This is a genomic window from Helicobacter cetorum MIT 00-7128 (genome assembly GCF_000259255.1).
Taxonomy (GTDB): domain Bacteria; phylum Campylobacterota; class Campylobacteria; order Campylobacterales; family Helicobacteraceae; genus Helicobacter; species Helicobacter cetorum_B.
On the sequence record NC_017737.1, the window covers coordinates 1,253,077 to 1,271,697 of the forward strand.

The 18,621-nt window shown below is 35.0% G+C and carries 14 protein-coding genes and 2 pseudogenes; 4 read left to right on the plus strand and 12 right to left on the minus strand.

Translation table 11 applies throughout. The features are described 5' to 3' along the window. Complete coding sequence (locus HCW_RS05780; RefSeq protein ID WP_014661290.1) at positions 1–702, minus strand: Bax inhibitor-1/YccA family protein; 702 nt, start codon at positions 700–702, stop codon at positions 1–3. Positions 703–850: 148 nt separating this feature from the next. Here HCW_RS05780 and gap point away from each other — a divergent pair, with 148 nt between their 5' ends. Next, a complete protein-coding gene (gene gap, locus HCW_RS05785; RefSeq protein WP_014661291.1) occupies positions 851–1,882 on the plus strand; it encodes a type I glyceraldehyde-3-phosphate dehydrogenase in 1,032 nt (343 codons plus the stop codon). Positions 1,883–1,985: 103 nt separating this feature from the next. Here gap and HCW_RS05790 read toward each other — a convergent pair whose 3' ends face one another. The 6 genes and pseudogenes from HCW_RS05790 to selD all read right to left on the minus strand — a co-directional run. Further along, positions 1,986–2,471, minus strand: a complete 486-nt coding sequence (locus HCW_RS05790) for a methylated-DNA--[protein]-cysteine S-methyltransferase (RefSeq protein ID WP_043902650.1) — start codon at positions 2,469–2,471, stop codon at positions 1,986–1,988. A 71-nt stretch (positions 2,472–2,542) separates the two neighbouring features. Then, a complete protein-coding gene (gene glcD / locus HCW_RS05795) occupies positions 2,543–3,922 on the minus strand; it encodes a glycolate oxidase subunit GlcD (protein WP_014661293.1) in 1,380 nt (459 codons plus the stop codon). A gap of 11 nt (positions 3,923–3,933) precedes the next feature. After that, positions 3,934–4,929, minus strand: a pseudogene (locus HCW_RS05800) (plasminogen-binding N-terminal domain-containing protein); the annotation flags it as partial. 1 nt (position 4,930) lies between these two features. Further along, complete coding sequence (locus HCW_RS05805) at positions 4,931–5,569, minus strand: hypothetical protein (RefSeq protein ID WP_014661295.1); 639 nt, start codon at positions 5,567–5,569, stop codon at positions 4,931–4,933. Next, the gene (locus tag HCW_RS05810; protein WP_014661296.1) at positions 5,569–6,825 is read right to left on the minus strand and encodes a peptidoglycan DD-metalloendopeptidase family protein; all 1,257 of its coding nucleotides are present in this window, start codon (positions 6,823–6,825) and stop codon (positions 5,569–5,571) included. Before HCW_RS05810 ends, HCW_RS05805 begins: the two co-directional genes overlap by 1 nt. A gap of 113 nt (positions 6,826–6,938) precedes the next feature. Next, positions 6,939–7,907 (minus strand): annotated as a pseudogene (selD, locus tag HCW_RS05815) (selenide, water dikinase SelD); the annotation flags it as partial. A 225-nt stretch (positions 7,908–8,132) separates the two neighbouring features. Between selD and HCW_RS05820 the strand changes: the two are divergent. The 3 genes from HCW_RS05820 (at position 8,133) to HCW_RS05830 (ending at position 12,401) form a co-directional block, all read left to right on the plus strand. Further along, entirely contained in the window at positions 8,133–9,407 is a 1,275-nt protein-coding gene (locus HCW_RS05820; protein WP_052306441.1) for a DDE transposase, read from the plus strand. A gap of 104 nt (positions 9,408–9,511) precedes the next feature. Then, complete coding sequence (locus HCW_RS05825) at positions 9,512–10,879, plus strand: outer membrane family protein (RefSeq protein ID WP_014661299.1); 1,368 nt, start codon at positions 9,512–9,514, stop codon at positions 10,877–10,879. Between the two features lie 157 nt (positions 10,880–11,036). Continuing rightward, positions 11,037–12,401: an outer membrane family protein gene (locus tag HCW_RS05830; RefSeq protein ID WP_043902651.1), complete on the plus strand. Its 1,365-nt coding sequence runs from the start codon at positions 11,037–11,039 to the stop codon at positions 12,399–12,401. A gap of 64 nt (positions 12,402–12,465) precedes the next feature. Here the strand turns inward: HCW_RS05830 and HCW_RS05835 are convergent, their stop codons facing one another. From HCW_RS05835 to tig, 5 genes are read right to left on the minus strand one after another with little or no spacing between them, the layout of a single operon-like run. Next, positions 12,466–14,535, minus strand: coding sequence for a heavy metal translocating P-type ATPase (locus tag HCW_RS05835; protein ID WP_014661301.1), 2,070 nt, complete (start codon positions 14,533–14,535; stop codon positions 12,466–12,468). A gap of 60 nt (positions 14,536–14,595) precedes the next feature. Continuing rightward, positions 14,596–16,119 carry a YifB family Mg chelatase-like AAA ATPase gene (locus tag HCW_RS05840; RefSeq protein ID WP_014661302.1) on the minus strand — a complete coding sequence of 508 codons (1,524 nt, stop codon included), beginning with the start codon at positions 16,117–16,119 and terminating at the stop codon, positions 14,596–14,598. After that, positions 16,116–16,637 carry a peptide deformylase gene (def, locus tag HCW_RS05845; protein WP_014661303.1) on the minus strand — a complete coding sequence of 174 codons (522 nt, stop codon included), beginning with the start codon at positions 16,635–16,637 and terminating at the stop codon, positions 16,116–16,118. Before def ends, HCW_RS05840 begins: the two co-directional genes overlap by 4 nt. 4 nt (positions 16,638–16,641) lie before the next feature. Beyond that, positions 16,642–17,232 carry an ATP-dependent Clp endopeptidase proteolytic subunit ClpP gene (clpP, locus tag HCW_RS05850; RefSeq protein WP_014661304.1) on the minus strand — a complete coding sequence of 197 codons (591 nt, stop codon included), beginning with the start codon at positions 17,230–17,232 and terminating at the stop codon, positions 16,642–16,644. A 25-nt stretch (positions 17,233–17,257) separates the two neighbouring features. Next, the gene (gene tig, locus HCW_RS05855) at positions 17,258–18,607 is read right to left on the minus strand and encodes a trigger factor (protein ID WP_014661305.1); all 1,350 of its coding nucleotides are present in this window, start codon (positions 18,605–18,607) and stop codon (positions 17,258–17,260) included. Positions 18,608–18,621: the final 14 nt, after the last annotated feature.

Below are 18,621 nucleotides of genomic sequence, written 5' to 3' on the forward strand. Positions count from 1 at the left end.
CTATCTATCTCTATCTGAACCAAAAATACCAATAATTTGTAAGATAGAGATAAAAACATTTAAAAAATCTAAATACAAGCTTACAGCCGCATCAATAGGGCTATCATACATACCCCTAACAATGTTTTGAGTGTCATAAGCAATATAAAGGCTAAATAAAATTGCACTCGCTCCAGCAATAACAACTTGAAACATAGAATTACCCAAGAACAAGTTAATGAGCGAACATACCACAACTACAATAAGCGCAATAAAGAGCATTTTGCCCATGTTGGCTAAGTCGTTTTTGGTTTTTAAGGCATAGACACTCATTAGGGCAAATACGATTGTAGTCATGCCTAGTGCTTGCCAAATTGCCCCTAGACCTGCTTTTGCAATGACCATACCTAGTAGTGGCACTAGAGTAACCCCAGAAAGTGAAGTGAAAGCAAAAAGCATGAATAAATTTAATCCGGGCTTAGATTTAGAAAACATCAAGCCAAAGAATGCCACAATTTCAGCGATAAAAAACGCCCATTTATACTGCACTACTGCTTGAAAATTCATTAACCCTAGCAACGCTCCAATAGTCGCTAGTAACAAACTACCAGCAAAAAACTTATAAGTAGTTTTAACAAAATTTACTAATTCGCTTTCATGTGTTGCGCCTAATAAACTCTCTTCATACATATTATGAGAGTTTGCTCTATCATATAACGCCATAATAAGCTCCTCATTTTTCAATTTAAAAATCAGTTTGGACTAATCCCTATTAAAAAGGTCAAATATAATAACACAAAATGTAGTAAAATACCAATAAAACGCCCTCAAATTAAGAAAAAATTTGATGAGATTAGGATATTAATTACACATGAAAATATTTATCAACGGATTTGGTCGCATTGGAAGATGTGTATTGCGTGCTATTATAGAGCGCTATTATAATTTTCATAATACGCCTTTAATAGCCCCTCAAATTGAAATTGCGGGTATCAATGACCCTGCTAATTGGGAAATCCTCTCTTATCTCTTAGAACATGACAGCACCCATCAATTATTTTTTCAAGAGGTGAGCCATAGCAACAATAAGCTTAAAATAGGCTCTTTGGAAATTCCTACCTACAATTCTATAGAAAACTTAGACTTAAAGGATGTAGATGTTTTAATAGAATGTTCAGGGAAATTTTTAGAGCCAAAGCTTTTAGAGCATTATTTAGAGCTTGGAGCTAAAAAAGTTGTGCTTTCAGCACCCTTTATCAATGAATATGATGAAAATAAATACCCTACTCTAGTCTATGGCATAAACCATACTATTTATAAAAATCAATCTATTTTTTCTAATGCCTCATGCACCACTAATGCTATTGCGCCTATTTGTGGGCTTATTGATGAGGTATTTGGCATTCAAGAAGGCATGCTAACCACCATTCATAGCTATACAAGCGACCAGCATTTAATGGATAGTGCGCACAAAAAAGATAAACGCCGCTCTCGTGCCGCTGCAAATAATATTATCCCAACTACCACAAAAGCTGCTCTAGCCCTACATAAGGTTTTACCCAATCTTAAGAACAAAATGCATGGACATAGCGTGAGAGTTCCAACAATTGATGTTTCCATGATAGATTTGAGTTTGCAACTTCAAAAAGTAGCCTCCAAAGAGCAGATTAATACTCTTTTTATTGAGGCATCTAAAGGTCATTTAAAAAATATCTTAGATATAGATTTGAAAGAAAGAGTGAGTTCTGATTTTATCTCCAACCCCCATAGCGTAGTTGTTGCCCTAGATTTAACCTTTACACTAAAAAATATGGTAAAAATTATGGCTTGGTATGATAATGAGTGGGGTTATTCTAACCGCCTAATTGACATCGCTTTTTTTGCATACCAATACCAACAATAAATTTTGTGAGAGATTAGATTGAAAAGAATGATGTTATTTTTTAGTTGTTTGCGTTAAAAATCTTTATTTTTGCAATAGTTAGGATTTAATCTTTTTGGTTTGGTTATTGCATTTTAAGATTCTTTTTTTCAAAATCTAATAGCCATTTTTTAATTTCTACTCCTCCACCATATCCGCCTAAACTACCATTTTTACGCACCACTCTATGACAAGGCACAATCAACGAAATAGGGTTATTATGATTAGCATTACCAATAGCCCTGCAAGATTTAGGATTATCAATGAGCTTTGCGATTTCATCATAACTTCTTGTCTCACCATATGGAATCGTTAATAACGCATTCCAAACTTGCTTTTGAAAAGAAGTTCCTACAAAATCTAAAGGCAAATTGAATTCAAAAAGTTGTCCTAAAAAATAACGCTCCAAAGCTTGAATGCTTAGTTTTAGTGGGGTATTAATGGTAGTGTTGTGAGAGAAATTTGTTATATCAAAATCTAATCTCAATAAGTGGCTATCATTAGCACACAAATGCAAATACGCTAAAGGAAAGCTCTTTGGGGTTTTGAAGTAATAGTGAGATAGCATAATATTCCCTTTATTTTTTAAACTAAGGTTTTATTAAAAGTATAAAAAAATTCCTTTTAAAATTGAATATTCTCTCACAACCCCATTTTAAAAGGATTTAAAATATTGTTTGGGTCAAGGGCTTTTTTAATCGTTCTAAAAAATTGCATTTCTTGCTCATTAAAAGCTAGGGGCATAAATTTAGCCTTAGACAATCCTATACCATGCTCCCCACTTAAAGTCCCTTCCAAACTGACAGCTACTTGAAAAATTTCTTCCATAGCTTGATGGCCTTTTTCTAAATCTCTCTCAGGATTTTCTACCATAACATTCACATGCACATTGCCATCGCCTGTATGACCAAAGCAAGGGATTTTAAAGCCATATTTTTCACTAATCTTTGCAACTTCTTTTAATAAACTTGGTAAGCTAGCCCTTGGAACGGTTACATCTTCATTCAACTTCTTTTTGCCATAAATACTAATACTTTGAGATGCATTACGCCTCGCAAACCACAAATCTTGCTCTTCTTGTTCATTTTGAGCGGTTTTAAAATTTATACAACCATTGGCTTTAAAATGCTTTTCTATTTCATTGAGTTGCCATAGAATTTGCTCTTTAACCACACCATCAACTTGAGTAATGAGTATCGCCCCTGCGTCTTTGGGTAAACCTTTAGAAAACCTTTCTTCAACAGCCCTGATACTCAAATTATCCAAAAATTCCATAGCTACAGGTGTAACACCACTACTCATAGTCTTATAGACCGCATTCATAGCATCATCAATATGATTAAAAACTCCCATTGCACTTTGTTTTAAGGGCGGTTTAGCTAAAAGTTTTAAAGTAATTTCACTAATCACGCCTAAACACCCCTCACTTGCAATCATCAAGCCTGTTGTGTTAAAGCCTGCAACATCTTTAATCGTTTTTTTACCCGCTCGAATAATATCACCATTAGCTAACACCACTCTTAAGGCCATGACATAATCCTTTGTAATGCCATATTTTGCTGCACGCATGCCACCGGCATTTTCTGCGACATTCCCCCCTAAGGTGCTTTGATTTTCGCTCGCTGGGTCTGGGGGGTAAAACAAATTTAATTTTTCCACTTCGTTTTGAAAATGCTTGTTAATCACACCGGGTTCTACTCGTGCGATTAAATTTTTAGTGTCAATCTCCAAGATTTTATCCAAATGCTTTTCTACACTTAAAATGAGTCCCCCACTCACGCTTAATGCCCCACCTGTAAAACCACTCCCAGCCCCTCTTGGCACAACAATAATTCTATGCTCGTTACAATATTTTAAAATGTGGCTAATTTCTTGCTCATTTTTAGGAAAAATCACGCCATCTGGTAAATAACGCTCTTTGGTAGCGTCATAAGCATAAGCGTTTAAATGGGCATCATCAGTAAAAAAATCCTCTTCCCCCACTAAATTTTTAAAATATTTAAGATGTTGTTTGGCTAACATTATTGTTGCCTTTTACTTGCCTCTAGGGCTTTTCTTCTTTCTTCAAGCTCTCTTTCATCTTGCTCTTCTTGTTCTTTTTCTCTCTCTTCAAGCTCTTTGGCTCTTTTTTCAGCTTTAGCTTTGCGCTTTTCTTCTCTTAAAAGATGTTTATCTTCTTTCTTTTGGAGTGTTTGTTCTTTTGAAGTGGCTTTTTCTTGTATTTTTAAAGCCCCTTGATTATCTTCACGCTTTTTTTCTTGGCTATCAATTTTTATTTCTTTGTATCCCATTCTTGTTTCTTTGCGTTTTTCCTTTTTTAAGAGCATGTCATAATAGACAAAATAATGCTTGGCTTGACTTCCAGAAAAGAGCTTTCCTAAAGTCCCTACATCAACCCCCTCAACCCTAGAAAAGAAAGGCACAGCAGTTTTGCCAACCCTAGAAGTGTCAAAAGGTCTTTTTTCTAAAAATTCAAAACTTTGGCAATCTAAAATATTAAGCGTATTGGTAGTTACAATGTATAAAACTCCTACACTATAAGCATTGCAAGCCTTTTTCAAAGAGGCAGCTTTTGGGTCAAACCCATTAAGATGAATAACTAATAAATCAGGGCTAATAAAATTAGTATCAGGATTTTCTGCTTTGATTTGTTCATAAATCTCATCATTAGGAGCGATTAAAAACGCTTGGTTATTAAATTGTCTAAAATAAATCAAATCACCCTTTTTGGCAACCATTCTTGGGGTAGGCAAGTGGCGTTGTTTCATAGAATCAAAAGTCTTAAAGCGTGCTGTAGCTACGCCATTTTCAACAGCAACTACTAATACTTCAGAAGTAACAATCTCATAATCAGATAGCTTGGTTACTACAAAACCAAACTCCCCCACTTGCAAATCATACGCAGGAAAACGCACGATTTTTTTAGGCACATCTACAAAATCAATACTAACCTTTAACGGCTCTTGCCAAGAGGCTGAAAATAAATAACTAAAACTTAAAAAAAATAATCCAAATAAACGACTTATCATTTTAAAAATCCTTTGACTTGCAAGTCATATCAAATTGTTTTAAATGCCATAAAATTGCATAGCTTAATCCGGTAGTCTTAGGGTATTGAAAATCCATAATAAAATCAAGGGCTTTGACTCTTTTAAGGTGCAATATTTCAATACGCTCCATATCAATCCCCCCTCCATTAGAGACTTTCAAATCTTGCGAAACCTTGGCATAATAGATTTTTTGCAAGCTCCCACTCACGCCTGTAGCACTATAGAAATTACCTATATTTTCTAAATTTTTAGGCTCAATTTTATAACCGCATTCTTCTAGCACTTCTTCGCAAGCGATTTCTTCTAAACTCTTATTGGGTTTATCTACGAGTCCTGCACACAATTCATAAGTGTAACCATCTAGTTCTTGCTGATGATTAAGATTGCGTGCATAAATAGCTGGGCGAAATTGACGCACGATTATATAACAATCAGTTTGCAACTCATAAAGCAAAATAGCCACACTATCTAAAGAGTTAATAATATCCCAAGTCTTTTTTATGCCTTCTTCATTATAGTGCATGCGTTTTTGTTGGATATACAAAGAATCTAAACAAGGCTCTAAATGCACGCCACTAATAGCTGAAACTTGAGAGAGAGAGTCTTTAAAATATGACATTAAAATCCCTCCAAGAGATAATAAGACTGCTTATCAAATGAATGGTCTTTAAACACTTTTTCTAAGGTTTGTTTAGAGAGTTTAGTTTTTTCTAAAAAAGCCTCTTTTTGTTTGCCATGCAATTTGCTCTTAGTGGTGCGAATATGCCCTAAAGGATTGATAGGTAAAGAATTTTTATACACTCCAAAATGCAGATGAGGTCCTGTGCTCATACCAGTGCTTCCAACCCTACCTATGACTTGCCCCTTTCTTACATATGAGCCCTTTTTTAACCCCTTAGCAAAAGCACTCATATGAGCATAGACTAATCGCAACTCACCCATATAATTGATTTCAATCATTTTTCCATAACCCCCTCTATCGCCTATGAAACCTATGCGCCCCTCAGAAGCTGAGTGCACTAAAGTGCTTTTTTTAGCCGCATAATCCACGCCATAATGGGGTCGTTTAACTTTTAAAATAGGGTGAAACCTACCATAAGAAAATGATGATGAAATGCGAGTGTATTTCACAGGAGTTTCTAGTAAAAATCCAGCTACTTCCTCTGCCTTTGAATCATAGTAACGACCATTTGAATGAGAAAAAACATAATAATTATGATAGCGAGTGCCAACCATTGCCATTTTGATAGCTGGCTGTCCAAATGCTTGACCTACACGATAATCTCTTGTATAGACAATTGCAATTTTGTCATTCCTTGCTAGGCGCTTAAATGGCACGCTTTTTTTATACACATTGATGAGTTGATGAGCTAAAAGGGGGTCATTAGTCGCTTTGACAATATCTTGGTAAGGAGAATTTTGCAACGAAAGAATCAAAGTTTTTTCCTTACGAGTATAGACAATAGGAATAAAATCTAAAAAATACTGCTCCCCTTTTTTATATAAATGGATTTGCAAATCTTGGCTAATAGGAATGAGCGCTTGAATAAGCGTGTTGTTTTCATCTCTCAAGGTATAGTAAGTAACATTGCTTTGAATATCAGCACTCAATTCCTTATCTTGAGAGCTCAGATTATAATATAGCTTTTGGGGTATTTTATTGCGCTCCAAAAAACCTAAAAGCGTGAGTTTATTCCCCCATAAAAGTTGCTCACCCACCAAACTTGGAAAAGAATTTGAAAGACTTGATTGGGATTGATTGATAATATCTTCTGTAGAGGTAGCATTTAATATTACATTTAAAGATAACGCAACCCATAATAATTTCACTCTAAAATACTTGAGTGTCAGTAATTTCTTCAAAAAAGCTTTCATTGCTCTAATTTAATACCTTAAATTTAATTCTTTACTCTAGGAGGTTTATTTTAGAAAGTATAGCATAAAGCACCCTAAGAACCTAAGTTTAAGTGTGCTTATACTCTATTATTTTATAAAAGCTTTAGAGGGATATCTTGTTTTTTAACACATTGTGCGATAATGCTTGCTTGAATGTCATTATCTACAAGTTGTTTGAGCAATTCTTTAGCATCTTTTTCATTTAAGGCAATGAGTAAGCCTCCTGAAGTTTGAGCGTCATAAAAAATCAAATCATTCCCCTTAAAATGAGATTTAACAAAAGGGCTTAAAAATTCCTTATTTTTCCTACTTCCCATAGGAACTACTTCTTGCTCTAAAAATTCTATAGCCCTATCAAATACAAGCACTTCCTTAGCCATCACTTCAATAGAGATGTGGCTATTTAGCATTTCTTTTAAATGCCCTAAAAGCCCAAACCCTGTTACATCGGTGCAAGCTCTCACTTCAAATTTTTGAGCAATTTCCTTAGCTCTTAAATTCAAACTCGCCATAGATTGCACCACTTCTAAAGAGCTAGAATACTCCATTAAGCCCCTTTTTAATGCGGTGGTAAGTATCCCACTTCCTATAGGTTTAGTTAAAATAATGCTATCGCCTACTACAGCACCATTATTGCGCCAAAAAATCCCATCTTCTATAATGCCTGTTACACTCAGTCCGTATTTTTGCTCTTTATCCACTATGCTATGCCCCCCTACTAAAGCACACTTAGCCTCATCTAGCTTAGCTTGAGCCCCTTCTAAAATGGCTTGAATATCTATGGCTTCTAAATGCTCTTTATCCCACATAAGCAAGCTCATAGCCGTTATTGCTTTAGCTCTTTTAGCAAAAACATCACTCAGTGCATTCGCACCCGCAATTTGTCCATACATAAAAGCATCATCTACAACAGGTGTGATAAAATCCACGCTTTGCACTAAAAGCGTATTATCTCTTAAGCGATAAATCCCACAATCATCGCTTTCTTTAAAGCCCACCAATAAATTTTTGTCATCAGTTTGTTTGAGATTAGCCATTAAATGTGCTAGGTCTTCCAGACCTACTTTGGCCGCTCAACCCGCACAGCTAACAAAATGCGTCAATTTCTTAGAACTCAAAGTTTTTCCTATAAGTTTTTAAATATTATAACTAAAAATAAAATTGTTATTCTAAAATAGGGTAAAATCACAGCTTTTAAAAGTAATGGTGCATGGAAATTAAAGGCAATTTAGCCTATAATTTCTACTGCCTATAGATTAGGAATTTAATTTCAATTAGAGAGAAAAATGCCATTGATGTTTAAAACCTTATTTTCAAAACACTTTTTTAGTGCTTGCTTAGCATTCTTAGTAGCAACACCTTTGAGTGCAAAAAGCTATTTATTCTCCCCCTTGCCCCCAGCACACCAACAAGTTTTTAGAGCACACCCTTGCTCTTTAGAATGCTTAAGAACTCTTATGCGACAAAATAAGGTTTTTTCTTTTGTGTCTAAGTATGATTATCGCACCCAAGATAAAGCCCTAAAGGCTTATTACCTTGAAATTATCAATAAGCTCAATCCCCCCTATGTCATATCTAATGCCTCACACAAAGATAAATGGGAGCTTAAAGCTGATATTGCTGTGCTTTTACCAAAGGCTGTTGTGGGGCGTTATGCGATTTCAGTCCTTAATAGCATTCTAGCATACCTAAATACCAAAGAAGGGGATTTTAGAGTGCAAGTCTTTGATAGCGACCAAGAAGACCCAGACCAATTATTTAGAGCTTATCAAGAAATTGAAAAAGCAAAATATCCTTTTGTGATTGCCCTACTTACTAAAAATGGGGTGGAGAATTTACTTAAAAAAACTAGCATTAGTATCCCTACTTATGTGCCAAGTGTGCATAAAACACAATTAGAAATAACACAAGCCAACCAAGCACTTCCAGAGCGCTTATATTTTGGAGGGATTGACTATAAAGAGCAATTAAAAATGTTACTCCCTTATATCAATCTTAATGCCCCCATTATTGAATATGATGATGATGGAATTATGGGAGAGCATTTAAGGCAGGTAGTAGAGAGTCTAAAAATTCATGTAAAATATCAAGAAAATATTTCTTATAGGCGTGCGACAAGCTTTTCTAAGGGCTTTAAAAAAGATGAAGATTTTTTTAAAGATTCTATGTTAATTTTAAATACCCCTACCATAAAAAGCGGACTCATTCTCTCTCAAATTGGACTTTTAGATGATAAGCCATCAAGAGTATTTTCTACGCAAATCAATTTTAACCCTTCTTTGTTGCTCCTAGTCCAACCTAAAGACAGAAGAAATCTACTCATAGTTAACGCTTTGCAAGAAAGCAATGACAAATTAGTAGAATACGCTTCATTATTAGAGAGTGATTTAGTCTATGATTGGGTTAATTACTCTAGTGCAATTGGTGTGGAAATGTTTTTAGGTATCTTAGACCCAAAACTTGAGAAATACTTCCATGAAATTTTAGAAGATAATCAAGTGCAGTATGTTAATCAAATCTATCAGGCTTTAGGGCATTCTTTTGAACCTATGAAAAAATAAAAACATATTGGGTCTTTTAGAGTTTCTAAGAAGTTGCCCTTAAGATGTTTTTAGAAAACTTGTAATACAATACGCCCTAGCTTGATTGGCTTAGAGGGATTTTTATGTTGCGTTTTCAAAAAGCGTGTTTGATTGCCTATTTGCATTCTTATGCCTTGTTGCAAGCCTTTGATTATAAATTTATTGGTATAGCTGAATCTTACTCAAAAATAGGCTTTAATCATACACCCATTAATTCTAAAAAGGGCATATTCCCTACAGAAACCTATTCAACCATTACCACTAAACTTCAAGTAGATGCTAATTTACTCCCTAAAAGAATAGAAAATCATAGCTTAAAAGTTGGCATTGGGGGTATGATAGGCGCTTTTGCTTATGATTCTACCAAAACTCTTATAGACCAAGCTACAGGGCAAATTTATGGTTCAGAGCTTTATTTTTATTTGGGGCGCTGGTGGGGCTTTTTAGGTAATGCTCCTTGGAAACATTCAAGGGTTTTATCTAATTTACATGCTCGTGATTATGTGCTATATAACGCTTATTTATCCTATGACTATAAGGATAAATTCCATTTGAAAATGGGGCGTTATCTATCTAAAATGCACTTAATGAGTGGCTATACACAAGGCTTTGAATTAGAATATAAGATTTCACCTATAATGAGCCTAAAGTGGTTTAGCTCCTTTGGTAGAGCCTTAGCTTTTGGGGCATATATTCGTGATTTTTATGCCCCTATTACATATGATAATCATAATAAAGTAGCTTTTTATGGCATTCATTCTTTAAATTTCAAAATCTCTACTAAATATTTCAGCATGACTCCTTTTTTATATTTTTCGCCAAAAGTCTATAATACACCGGGTTTAGAGGCTCACATAGATAGTAATCCAAAATTTAAGGGACTAGGTTTTAGGTCGCTTACTCAAGTAGTAATATTTTTCCCTATTTATGCCTCCTACTTAGCTAATACTTATTGGCGTAACGCTAAATTGGGGCATTTTGGGACTTCTTTATCCTTGCACCAACGCTTTGATTATAATGAATATAATTTTGGCTTTGGGTATTATGAAAACTTTGGCAATGCTAATGCAAAAATTGGCTGGTATGGTAGCTCTACGCCGATTTTATTTAGGGATAGTAGCATTTATGATGGTTTTATTGATAATTTAGTCTCACCTAATGCAATCACAGGTTATGTCTTTGGCGGTGGGGCGCATAAGAAATTTTTATGGGGAATTATGGGTAAATATATTTATGCTCCAAGGGCTGATGAATGGACAACAGATTTTCATGTTGGATATAAATGGAGTCGTTTTGTTAGTATTGATGTTTTACTTCAGTATCACACTCTTAACATGCATAAAGGCTATAAAACTAATCCTAGTGATTGGTATCAGCCCTATAATAAAAATTTCAAAGCCACTTCCCAAGATAGAAGTGCGATGTATATATCTATGAAATTTATTTTTTAGTCTTATTCTTCCTTTATTAACATTAAAATCATTAAGACTTTGTTTATAAACTTAACATTACCATTTTAATGCCTTTTTAATAAAGTTTGCACTAATATACAAAAAGTTTTTAACCAAAAGAAAATAAAAGGTTTTTCTCGTGTTAGTCTCTCAGAGAATGTTGGCATTAATCGCTCCATTTTGTTGCATGCAAGCGTATTTGCAAGCCTTTGATTATAAGTTTAGTGGTATAGCTGAATCTTTTTCTAAAGTAGGCTTTAATCATTCTAAGCTTAATTCCAAAGAAGGGATTTTTCCTACTGAAACTTTTGTAACAACCACTATCAAACTTCAAGCTGACGCTAATTTACTCCCCAAAAAAATAGAAAACCATAGTATAAAGATAGGCATTGGAGGAATTTTAGGTGGAGTGGCTTATGATTCTACAAAAACTCTTATAGACCAATCTAATGGCAAGGTTTATGGCTCTGAAATCTATGTTTATATGGGGCGTTGGTATGGTTACTTAGGCAATGCTCCTTGGAAACATTCAAGAATTGAGGCAAACGCACATGCACGCAATTATGTGCTTTATAATGCTTATTTATTTTATACCTACAAAGATAAATTTACAATGAAGTTGGGGCGCTATCTCTCAAAAGCGATGTTTATGAGCGGATACACTCAAGGTTTTGAATTTAATTATAAAATCAATTCTAAAGTTGCCTTAAACTGGTTTAGTTCGTTTGGAAGAGCGTTAGCAGTGGGTGAATGGATACGAGATTGGTATGCACCTATTGTTACAGAGTATGGTGATAAGGTCAGCAATACTGGTATTCATGCTGCACAAATTAATTTTTATAGTAAATATGTCAAAGTAACGCCTTTTATTTATTTTTCACCTAAAACCTATGAGGCACCGGGTATTAACTTTCATTTTGATAGCAATCCTAAATTTAAGGGTTTGGGACTACGCTCTCAAACTACCATTAATGTGATTTTTCCTCTCTGTGCATCCAATTTAAGCGATATATATTGGCGCAACGCTAAGATTGGTAAATGGTCCTCTTCGTTGCTTATTCACCAACGCTTTGACTACAACGAATATAATTTTGGCTTTGGGTATTATCAAAACTTTGGCAATGCTAATGCAAAAATTGGCTGGTATGGTAGCCCTATTCCTATTGGTTTTAGAAATAATAGTGTTTATGGCGGTGTTTTAAACAACATGATTTCTCCTAATGCTATTACAGGCTACCTATTTGGGGGTGGTGTGCATAAGAAATTCTTGTGGGGTATCTTAAGCAAATATACTTACTCCCCACGAGCGAGCGAATGGGGAGTAAACCTTAATTTGGGCTATAACTGGAGCGCTACTTTTACTACCGATATTAAGCTTACCTATCATGTTGTTGATACTCATGAGGGCTATAGAGTAGGCTATGATGGCAATCCTAGCCTATGTAACCATAATGGCTATAGTTGTAAAGCTAATATACAAGATAGAAGCCATTTAATGACTTCTATGAAGTTTTTCTTTTAATTTATCTTTGAGTAGCCAAGAGCTAAAAAAGGCTTTTGTAGCTTAAACAATGAGGCTTAAACTTTTAAGCTCTCAAAGCACGCATAGAGTTTGCTAAAGCTAGTAAGGCTACACCCACATCACCAAAAACTGCCTCCCATAAAGTTGCAAATCCCATAAGTCCTAATACAATAAACACTGCTTTAACCCCTAAGGCAAACAAGATATTTTGCCAAATAATGCTCTTAGTTTTTTTAGCAATAGCCAAAACTTTAATTAAAGAAGATAAAGAATCGTTGGTAATGATAATATCAGCGCTTTGTTTGCTTAATTCTGAGCCATGCCCCATACTAATGCCTACATCAGCGCTTGCTAAAGTCGGAGCATCATTAATGCCATCGCCTACAAAAATAGCTGGGGTTTTATAGCGCTCTTTAAATTCCTTAAACGCCATAGTTTTTTCTTCTGGTAATAAACTAGCATGGTATTCGCAATGAAGTGTTTGAGCAATTTTTTGAGTTGCGCTTTTTCTATCTCCGCTAAGAATACAAAAATGCTCTATGCCATGCATTTTTAGAGTTTCTAAAGTTTCTAAAGCATCTTCTTTAATCTCATCACTAATAACAATATGTCCAACACACACTCCATTAAAAGAAACATAAACTACCGTTCCTCTATCTATAGGGCAATAATCATGGCAAATATTAAATTTTTCTAACATCTTTTCATTCCCAGCAATAATCAAATCTGCATGGCATCTTGCCTTAACCCCAAGACCACTGATTTCTTCATAATCTTCTATGCAATGCTTGTGCGTATTATTATCCTTTAAAAGCTCTTGACAAGCTTTATTGATAGATACTGCAATAGGGTGTGTGGATAAGAGTTGCGAACAGCTTGCATAACGCAAAACATCTTCCTTGCTATAGCCCTCTTTAGGAGAAATCTCTACCACTTTAAACACCCCTTTAGTCAAGGTGCCGGTTTTATCAAAGGCAATGCTTTTAGCTTGAGTTAGCACTTCTAATACATGTACACCTTTCATCAAAATCCCCTTTCTGCTTGCTGCTCCCACACCTCCAAAATAGCCTAATGGCACAGAAATGACAAACGCACAAGGGCAACTCACCATTAAAGCAACAAGCCCTCTATAAATCCATTCATCAAAACTCCCCATATTTAATAATGGCGGAATAGTTGCAATTAAAAATGCAATAAAAAGCACACTTGGAGTGTAATAGCGTGAAAACTTAGTGATAAATTTTTCTGTCTCACTTCTTTCATTAGCGGCACTTTGAACCAAATCTACCATTTTAGCAATAGAAGAATCTTGATAGGTTTTTTTCACTTCTACTTCAATGACTGCCTTTAGATTCAAGCTACCCCCAAGCACCTCTGAAGTTTCTTTAACATTAATAGGCATAGATTCCCCCGTTAAAGCTCGTTGATCTAATAAGGTCTCGCCCTTAAGAATTGTGCCATCTACAGGAATTTTTTCACCCACTTTAACCACCACTACATCACCAACTTTTAACTCCTCTGGTGCTATAACGATTAATTCTTCACCTCTTTTTAAACAAGCTGAATGGGGTGCAACATCTAAAAGAGCCTTGATAGATTTCTTAGAGCGTGCAATAGCAAGCTTTTGTAAAAATTCGCCCGCTGAATAAAACACCATAATAGAAACACTCTCTTCATAAGCTCCTACACAAAAGGCTGCTATAGTAGCAATAAGCATTAAAGCGTTTTCATCAAAAAAATGCGCCTTTTTAAAACTATAAAACGCCCCTAAAAACACATCTTTACCCGCATATAAATACACTAAGCCAAGCAAGACATACATGCTTTTTTCTATTAAGCCCTGTGGCTCAAAATGCAAGACTAATAATGCCCCTAAAAATACAATAATCGTTGAAATAAGCGGCACAAAACTTAATGGCTTTTCCTTCGTTTCTTCTACGAATGAAAGACTTAAATGCGGTTCTCTTTTTTTAATAAAGCTTTTGACTTGCTCAAAGTCATCAGTTTCTAGCAATAATTTATTGGTGCTAAAAATAATTTGAGCCTTTTTGACATAATCTAGCTTATTTAAAGCATTCTCTAACTTAGCCGCACAATCAGGGCAATCTAAATTATGAATATAATACTCTTGCATTACTTTTCCTTACACTTTTATGAGTTTTTAAGGAAGTATTGTAGGATATATTTTCTATTTTTAAGAAATTTTTCTAAAACTTAATGCTTTAAGCATGTGTGTTTTATTAATGTTTTCACAATCATTCAAATCTGCTATTGTTCTAGCAACCTTTTTAATCTTATTGATAGAACGCATAGACAAACCAAAACGCTCAATGGCTTGCTCTAACAGACTTTGACTCTCGCTATTTAAAGGGCAAAATTGTGTAATTTCTGCTTCGTTTAACTTCCCATTAAAGGTGGTTTGCTGGCGCTGTTTTTGATGTTTGAATGCTTGCATAACTTTTTGGTGCATAATCTTAGAAGTCCAAATATTTTGATTTGGATTTTCTTTTGTGGAAGTTTCTTCCATTTGCACAAACAAATCTATCCTGTCTAAAAATGGCTCAGATAAGCGGTTTTTATATTGTGTGATTTCTCTATCTTGGCAACGACATGCCTTAAATTGACTTAACAAATTCCCGCATAAACAAGGGTTTAAAGCTCCAACAAATAAAAATGAAGTGTCGTATTCAATCTTGCTATGCACCCTTGAAATCACTAATTTATTATTTTCTAAAGGCTCTCTTAAAGCCTCTAAAATATCTTTTTTAAAATGAGGCAGTTCATCAAAAAATAGTATGCCATTGTGCGCTAATGCGATTTCACCGGGTTTTGGCTCTTTTAAAGAGCTTGAGCCTAAAATGCTAGATTTAGATGCGCTTTGATGAGGGTTTCTAAAACTTCTTAAAGGGCTATAGGCGCTATCTTGTTGGCTTAGAATGCGTAATTTAATAGATTCTAACATTTCATTGAGACTTAGTGGTGGCAAGATATAACGCATGCGACTAGCTATCATACTTTTTCCACAGCCCGGACTTCCCTCTAAAAGCAAGTTATGAAATCCAGCACTCGCTATTAAAGCGGCCTCTTTGGCAATCATTTGCCCTTTTACTTCCTTAAAATCCAATTCATAATCATTGGAAAAATAATAGTTTTTATCATCAATTTCTAAAGATTGGAACGGCAAATCCTTAACATAAGAATCTGCTTTAGCCTCTGGGTTTTGCACAATTTCAAGCGCCTCTTTAAAATGCTCTACAAAAAAGCATTGCAAATTAGGGATTAGAGAAACTAATTCTTGACTTGCTTTAGGAAGAATTACTTGAGCATTAGGGTATTTAATGGCAATATCTAAAAGCATGGGAAAAATATTTTGATTATATTTTATCTTGCCATCTAAGCCTAACTCTCCAAACGCAAACCATTTTTTAAAACTTAACTCTTGTTTTTGCAAGGCTACTAAAAGTGCAATGGGTAAGTCAAAATGACTCCCAGATTTTGGTAAATCAGAGGGGGAAAGATTGATAGTAATTTTTAAAGGCGGAAAGGTAAAATGATTGTTCTGTAAAGCGGATTGGACTCTTTGCTTTGCCTCTTGAATAGAATTATTTGCTAAACCCGAAATCACAAATGCCGGTAAAGCACGACTAAATGTTGCCTCTACAGCCACGACTTCTGTCAAACCTCGTTGCATGGTTGAACAAAATATCGTATTAATCATGACTTATTTTTGTGTTTTTGCTTTTTCTTTAATTCTTTTTCAAACTTATTGCGTTTGACAATAGAAAGCTTATCAACAAATAGCACACCATTTAAATGGTCCATTTCATGCTGAATGGCTATTGCCAATAAATCCTTTGCCTCTAAAACTTTTAATTCACCATAGCGATTTTGGTATTCTATGGTAATTTTTTCAAAACGCTCCACTTCTTCATAAAAATCAGGCACTGACAAGCAACCCTCATTCCATTTTACAATTCCCTTAGTATCTATGAGTTTTGGGTTAATAATTTCTAAACAATCTTCTTTGTATTGCTTATCGTCATCTCTAGGAATATTGATAAGTAGCATTCTTAAAGCCAAATTCACTTGAATGCCAGCTAATCCTATCCCCTTGCCCGCAATCATTGTTTCATACATATTGTCTAAATGTTGATGAAGTTCTTTATCAAAAGAGACCACTTCCTTAGAAATGGTTCTTAAGATTTTAGAAGGATAATGCACAATTTCTAATAACATGCATTTATTTCTTTAGCTTTTTTTGCAATACTTGGTCAATGAGACCATATTCTTTCGCCTCTAAGGGACTCATATAAAAATCTCTTTCGGTATCTTTTTGGATTTTCTCTAAGTTTTGGTTGGTATTTTCTGCCAAAATAGAGTTGAGCAATCCTTTAAGTCTTAAAATTTCTTTAGTGGTGATTTCAATATCAGTAGCTTGTCCTTGTGCACCACCTAAAGGTTGATGAATCATAATGCGTGCATGAGGCAAAGAAAAACGCTTGCCTTTAGCCCCAGAACTAAGTAAAAATGCTCCCATTGAAGAGGCTTGCCCCATAGAGATAGTGCAAACATCAGGGCGAATAAAATTCATGGTGTCATAAATACTAAACCCACTTGTAATAACACCACCCGGTGAATTGATATACAAACTAATATCTTTTTCGGGATCTTCAGCCTCCAAAAACAAAAGTTGTGCCACAATAGAAGAGGCTACTTCATCATTAATTTCGCCACTCAAAACAACAATGCGGTCTTTTAAAAGGCGTGAATAAATGTCATAACTACGCTCTCCACGCCCTGTTTTCTCTATTACAAAAGGAACATAACTCATATAATCCTTACCTACCTTTTAAAGTTTATTTAGTATTCTTTGAAGTTGGTTTTAGACTTTGAATCATCTCTTGTTCTTCTTTAGATAATTGTTGGTCTAGGAAATGGGTAAGCACCCTATCTTCAATCATTGCCATTTTTACCGCTGGTAACATATTGTTTTGGCGGTATTGCCCAATTAGAGCTTGAGGATTTTGACCTGTCATCATAGCCTCGTAATATAAGGTTTGAAATACCTCATTATCATGCACAAAAATCTCTTCTTGTTTGGCTAGAGCATCTACAATGAAAGTAACTTTCACACTCTTTGTGGCATCTTTTCTAAAAGATTCACGCTTTTCTTTGGCTTTTTCTTGGTCTTCTTGAAGAGCTTTCACTTCCTCTTCTTCCATAGAATAAAGCGCATTTCTAAATAATAAATCCATTTCTTGCTCTACAATCGTTTTAGGCAAATCAAATGAAATTTTCTCATCTAGGCTTTCAATAAACTTCTCTTTTAATTCCTCATTATAGAGCTTGGCTTTGTTTTCTACAAAAAGTTGTCCTTTCACTCTGTCTTGTAAAGTAGCAAGAGTGGCATTTTCTTCTTGGGCAAGCACATTTTTAGCAAACTCATCATTAATTTCAGGAATATCACGCACTTGAATTTTATGCAACTTCACTTTAAAGCGAGCCTCTTTGCCAGCTAAATGATTAGCATGATAATCGGTTGGGAAATTTAAAGGAAACTCTTTTTCTTCGCCCACTTTCATATTCAAAACGGCTTTTTCAAATTCTTCAAGCATTTGCTTGCTACCTAGAGTGAAACTAAAATTCTCAGCTTTACCACCTTCAAAAGGCTCATTATCAATAAAGCCCTCAAAATCAATCGTTACCACATCATCATGTTGAGCCTCTTTGTTTTCTTTAGCATCTATAAGTTTAGCATAGTCTTTGGCAAGTTTTTTCAAACGCTCTTGCACCATTTCTTCAGCTACAGCCTCTACTTTAAAACTAGGCGCACAATCTTTAATCTTATCCAAAACAATTGTAGGCTTTAGTCCTACGCTCATTTCTACTTCAAAACAATCATCTTTTTTTTCAAACTTAGTAATATGGGGGCTACCAATCAAGTCTTTAGACTCAACGCCTAATTCTTTAAGAGCATCTTTTAAGATTTCTTGCACCATTTCTTCTTGAGCATCTTGCTCAATATTAGCTTGATAACGAGATTTAATGAGACTAAGAGGGACTTTACCTCTTCTAAAACCATCTATCTTAGCGTTTTTGGCAACTTTTTGAGCGAACTTCTCATAGCGCTTTTGCATATCTTGCGTAGAGGGTTTAGCGCTCACTTGAGCGTTTGCGGTATCAAGTTTTTTGACTTCAAGGTTCATGCGTTTCCTTAATC

Bases quoted from the DNA above. Each gene is read 5' to 3' on its own strand.
- HCW_RS05780 (WP_014661290.1), bottom strand. From the start codon at position 702: ATGGCGTTATATGATAGAGCAAACTCTCATAATATGTATGAAGAGAGT.
- gap (WP_014661291.1), top strand. From the start codon at position 851: ATGAAAATATTTATCAACGGATTTGGTCGCATTGGAAGATGTGTATTG.
- glcD (WP_014661293.1), bottom strand. From the start codon at position 3,922: ATGTTAGCCAAACAACATCTTAAATATTTTAAAAATTTAGTGGGGGAA.
- HCW_RS05805 (WP_014661295.1), bottom strand. From the start codon at position 5,569: ATGTCATATTTTAAAGACTCTCTCTCTCAAGTTTCAGCTATTAGTGGC.
- HCW_RS05810 (WP_014661296.1), bottom strand. From the start codon at position 6,825: ATGAAAGCTTTTTTGAAGAAATTACTGACACTCAAGTATTTTAGAGTG.
- HCW_RS05820 (WP_052306441.1), top strand. From the start codon at position 8,133: ATGCCATTGATGTTTAAAACCTTATTTTCAAAACACTTTTTTAGTGCT.
- HCW_RS05825 (WP_014661299.1), top strand. From the start codon at position 9,512: ATGTTGCGTTTTCAAAAAGCGTGTTTGATTGCCTATTTGCATTCTTAT.
- HCW_RS05830 (WP_043902651.1), top strand. From the start codon at position 11,037: ATGTTGGCATTAATCGCTCCATTTTGTTGCATGCAAGCGTATTTGCAA.
- HCW_RS05835 (WP_014661301.1), bottom strand. From the start codon at position 14,535: ATGCAAGAGTATTATATTCATAATTTAGATTGCCCTGATTGTGCGGCT.
- HCW_RS05840 (WP_014661302.1), bottom strand. From the start codon at position 16,119: ATGATTAATACGATATTTTGTTCAACCATGCAACGAGGTTTGACAGAA.
- def (WP_014661303.1), bottom strand. From the start codon at position 16,637: ATGTTATTAGAAATTGTGCATTATCCTTCTAAAATCTTAAGAACCATT.
- clpP (WP_014661304.1), bottom strand. From the start codon at position 17,232: ATGAGTTATGTTCCTTTTGTAATAGAGAAAACAGGGCGTGGAGAGCGT.
- tig (WP_014661305.1), bottom strand. From the start codon at position 18,607: ATGAACCTTGAAGTCAAAAAACTTGATACCGCAAACGCTCAAGTGAGC.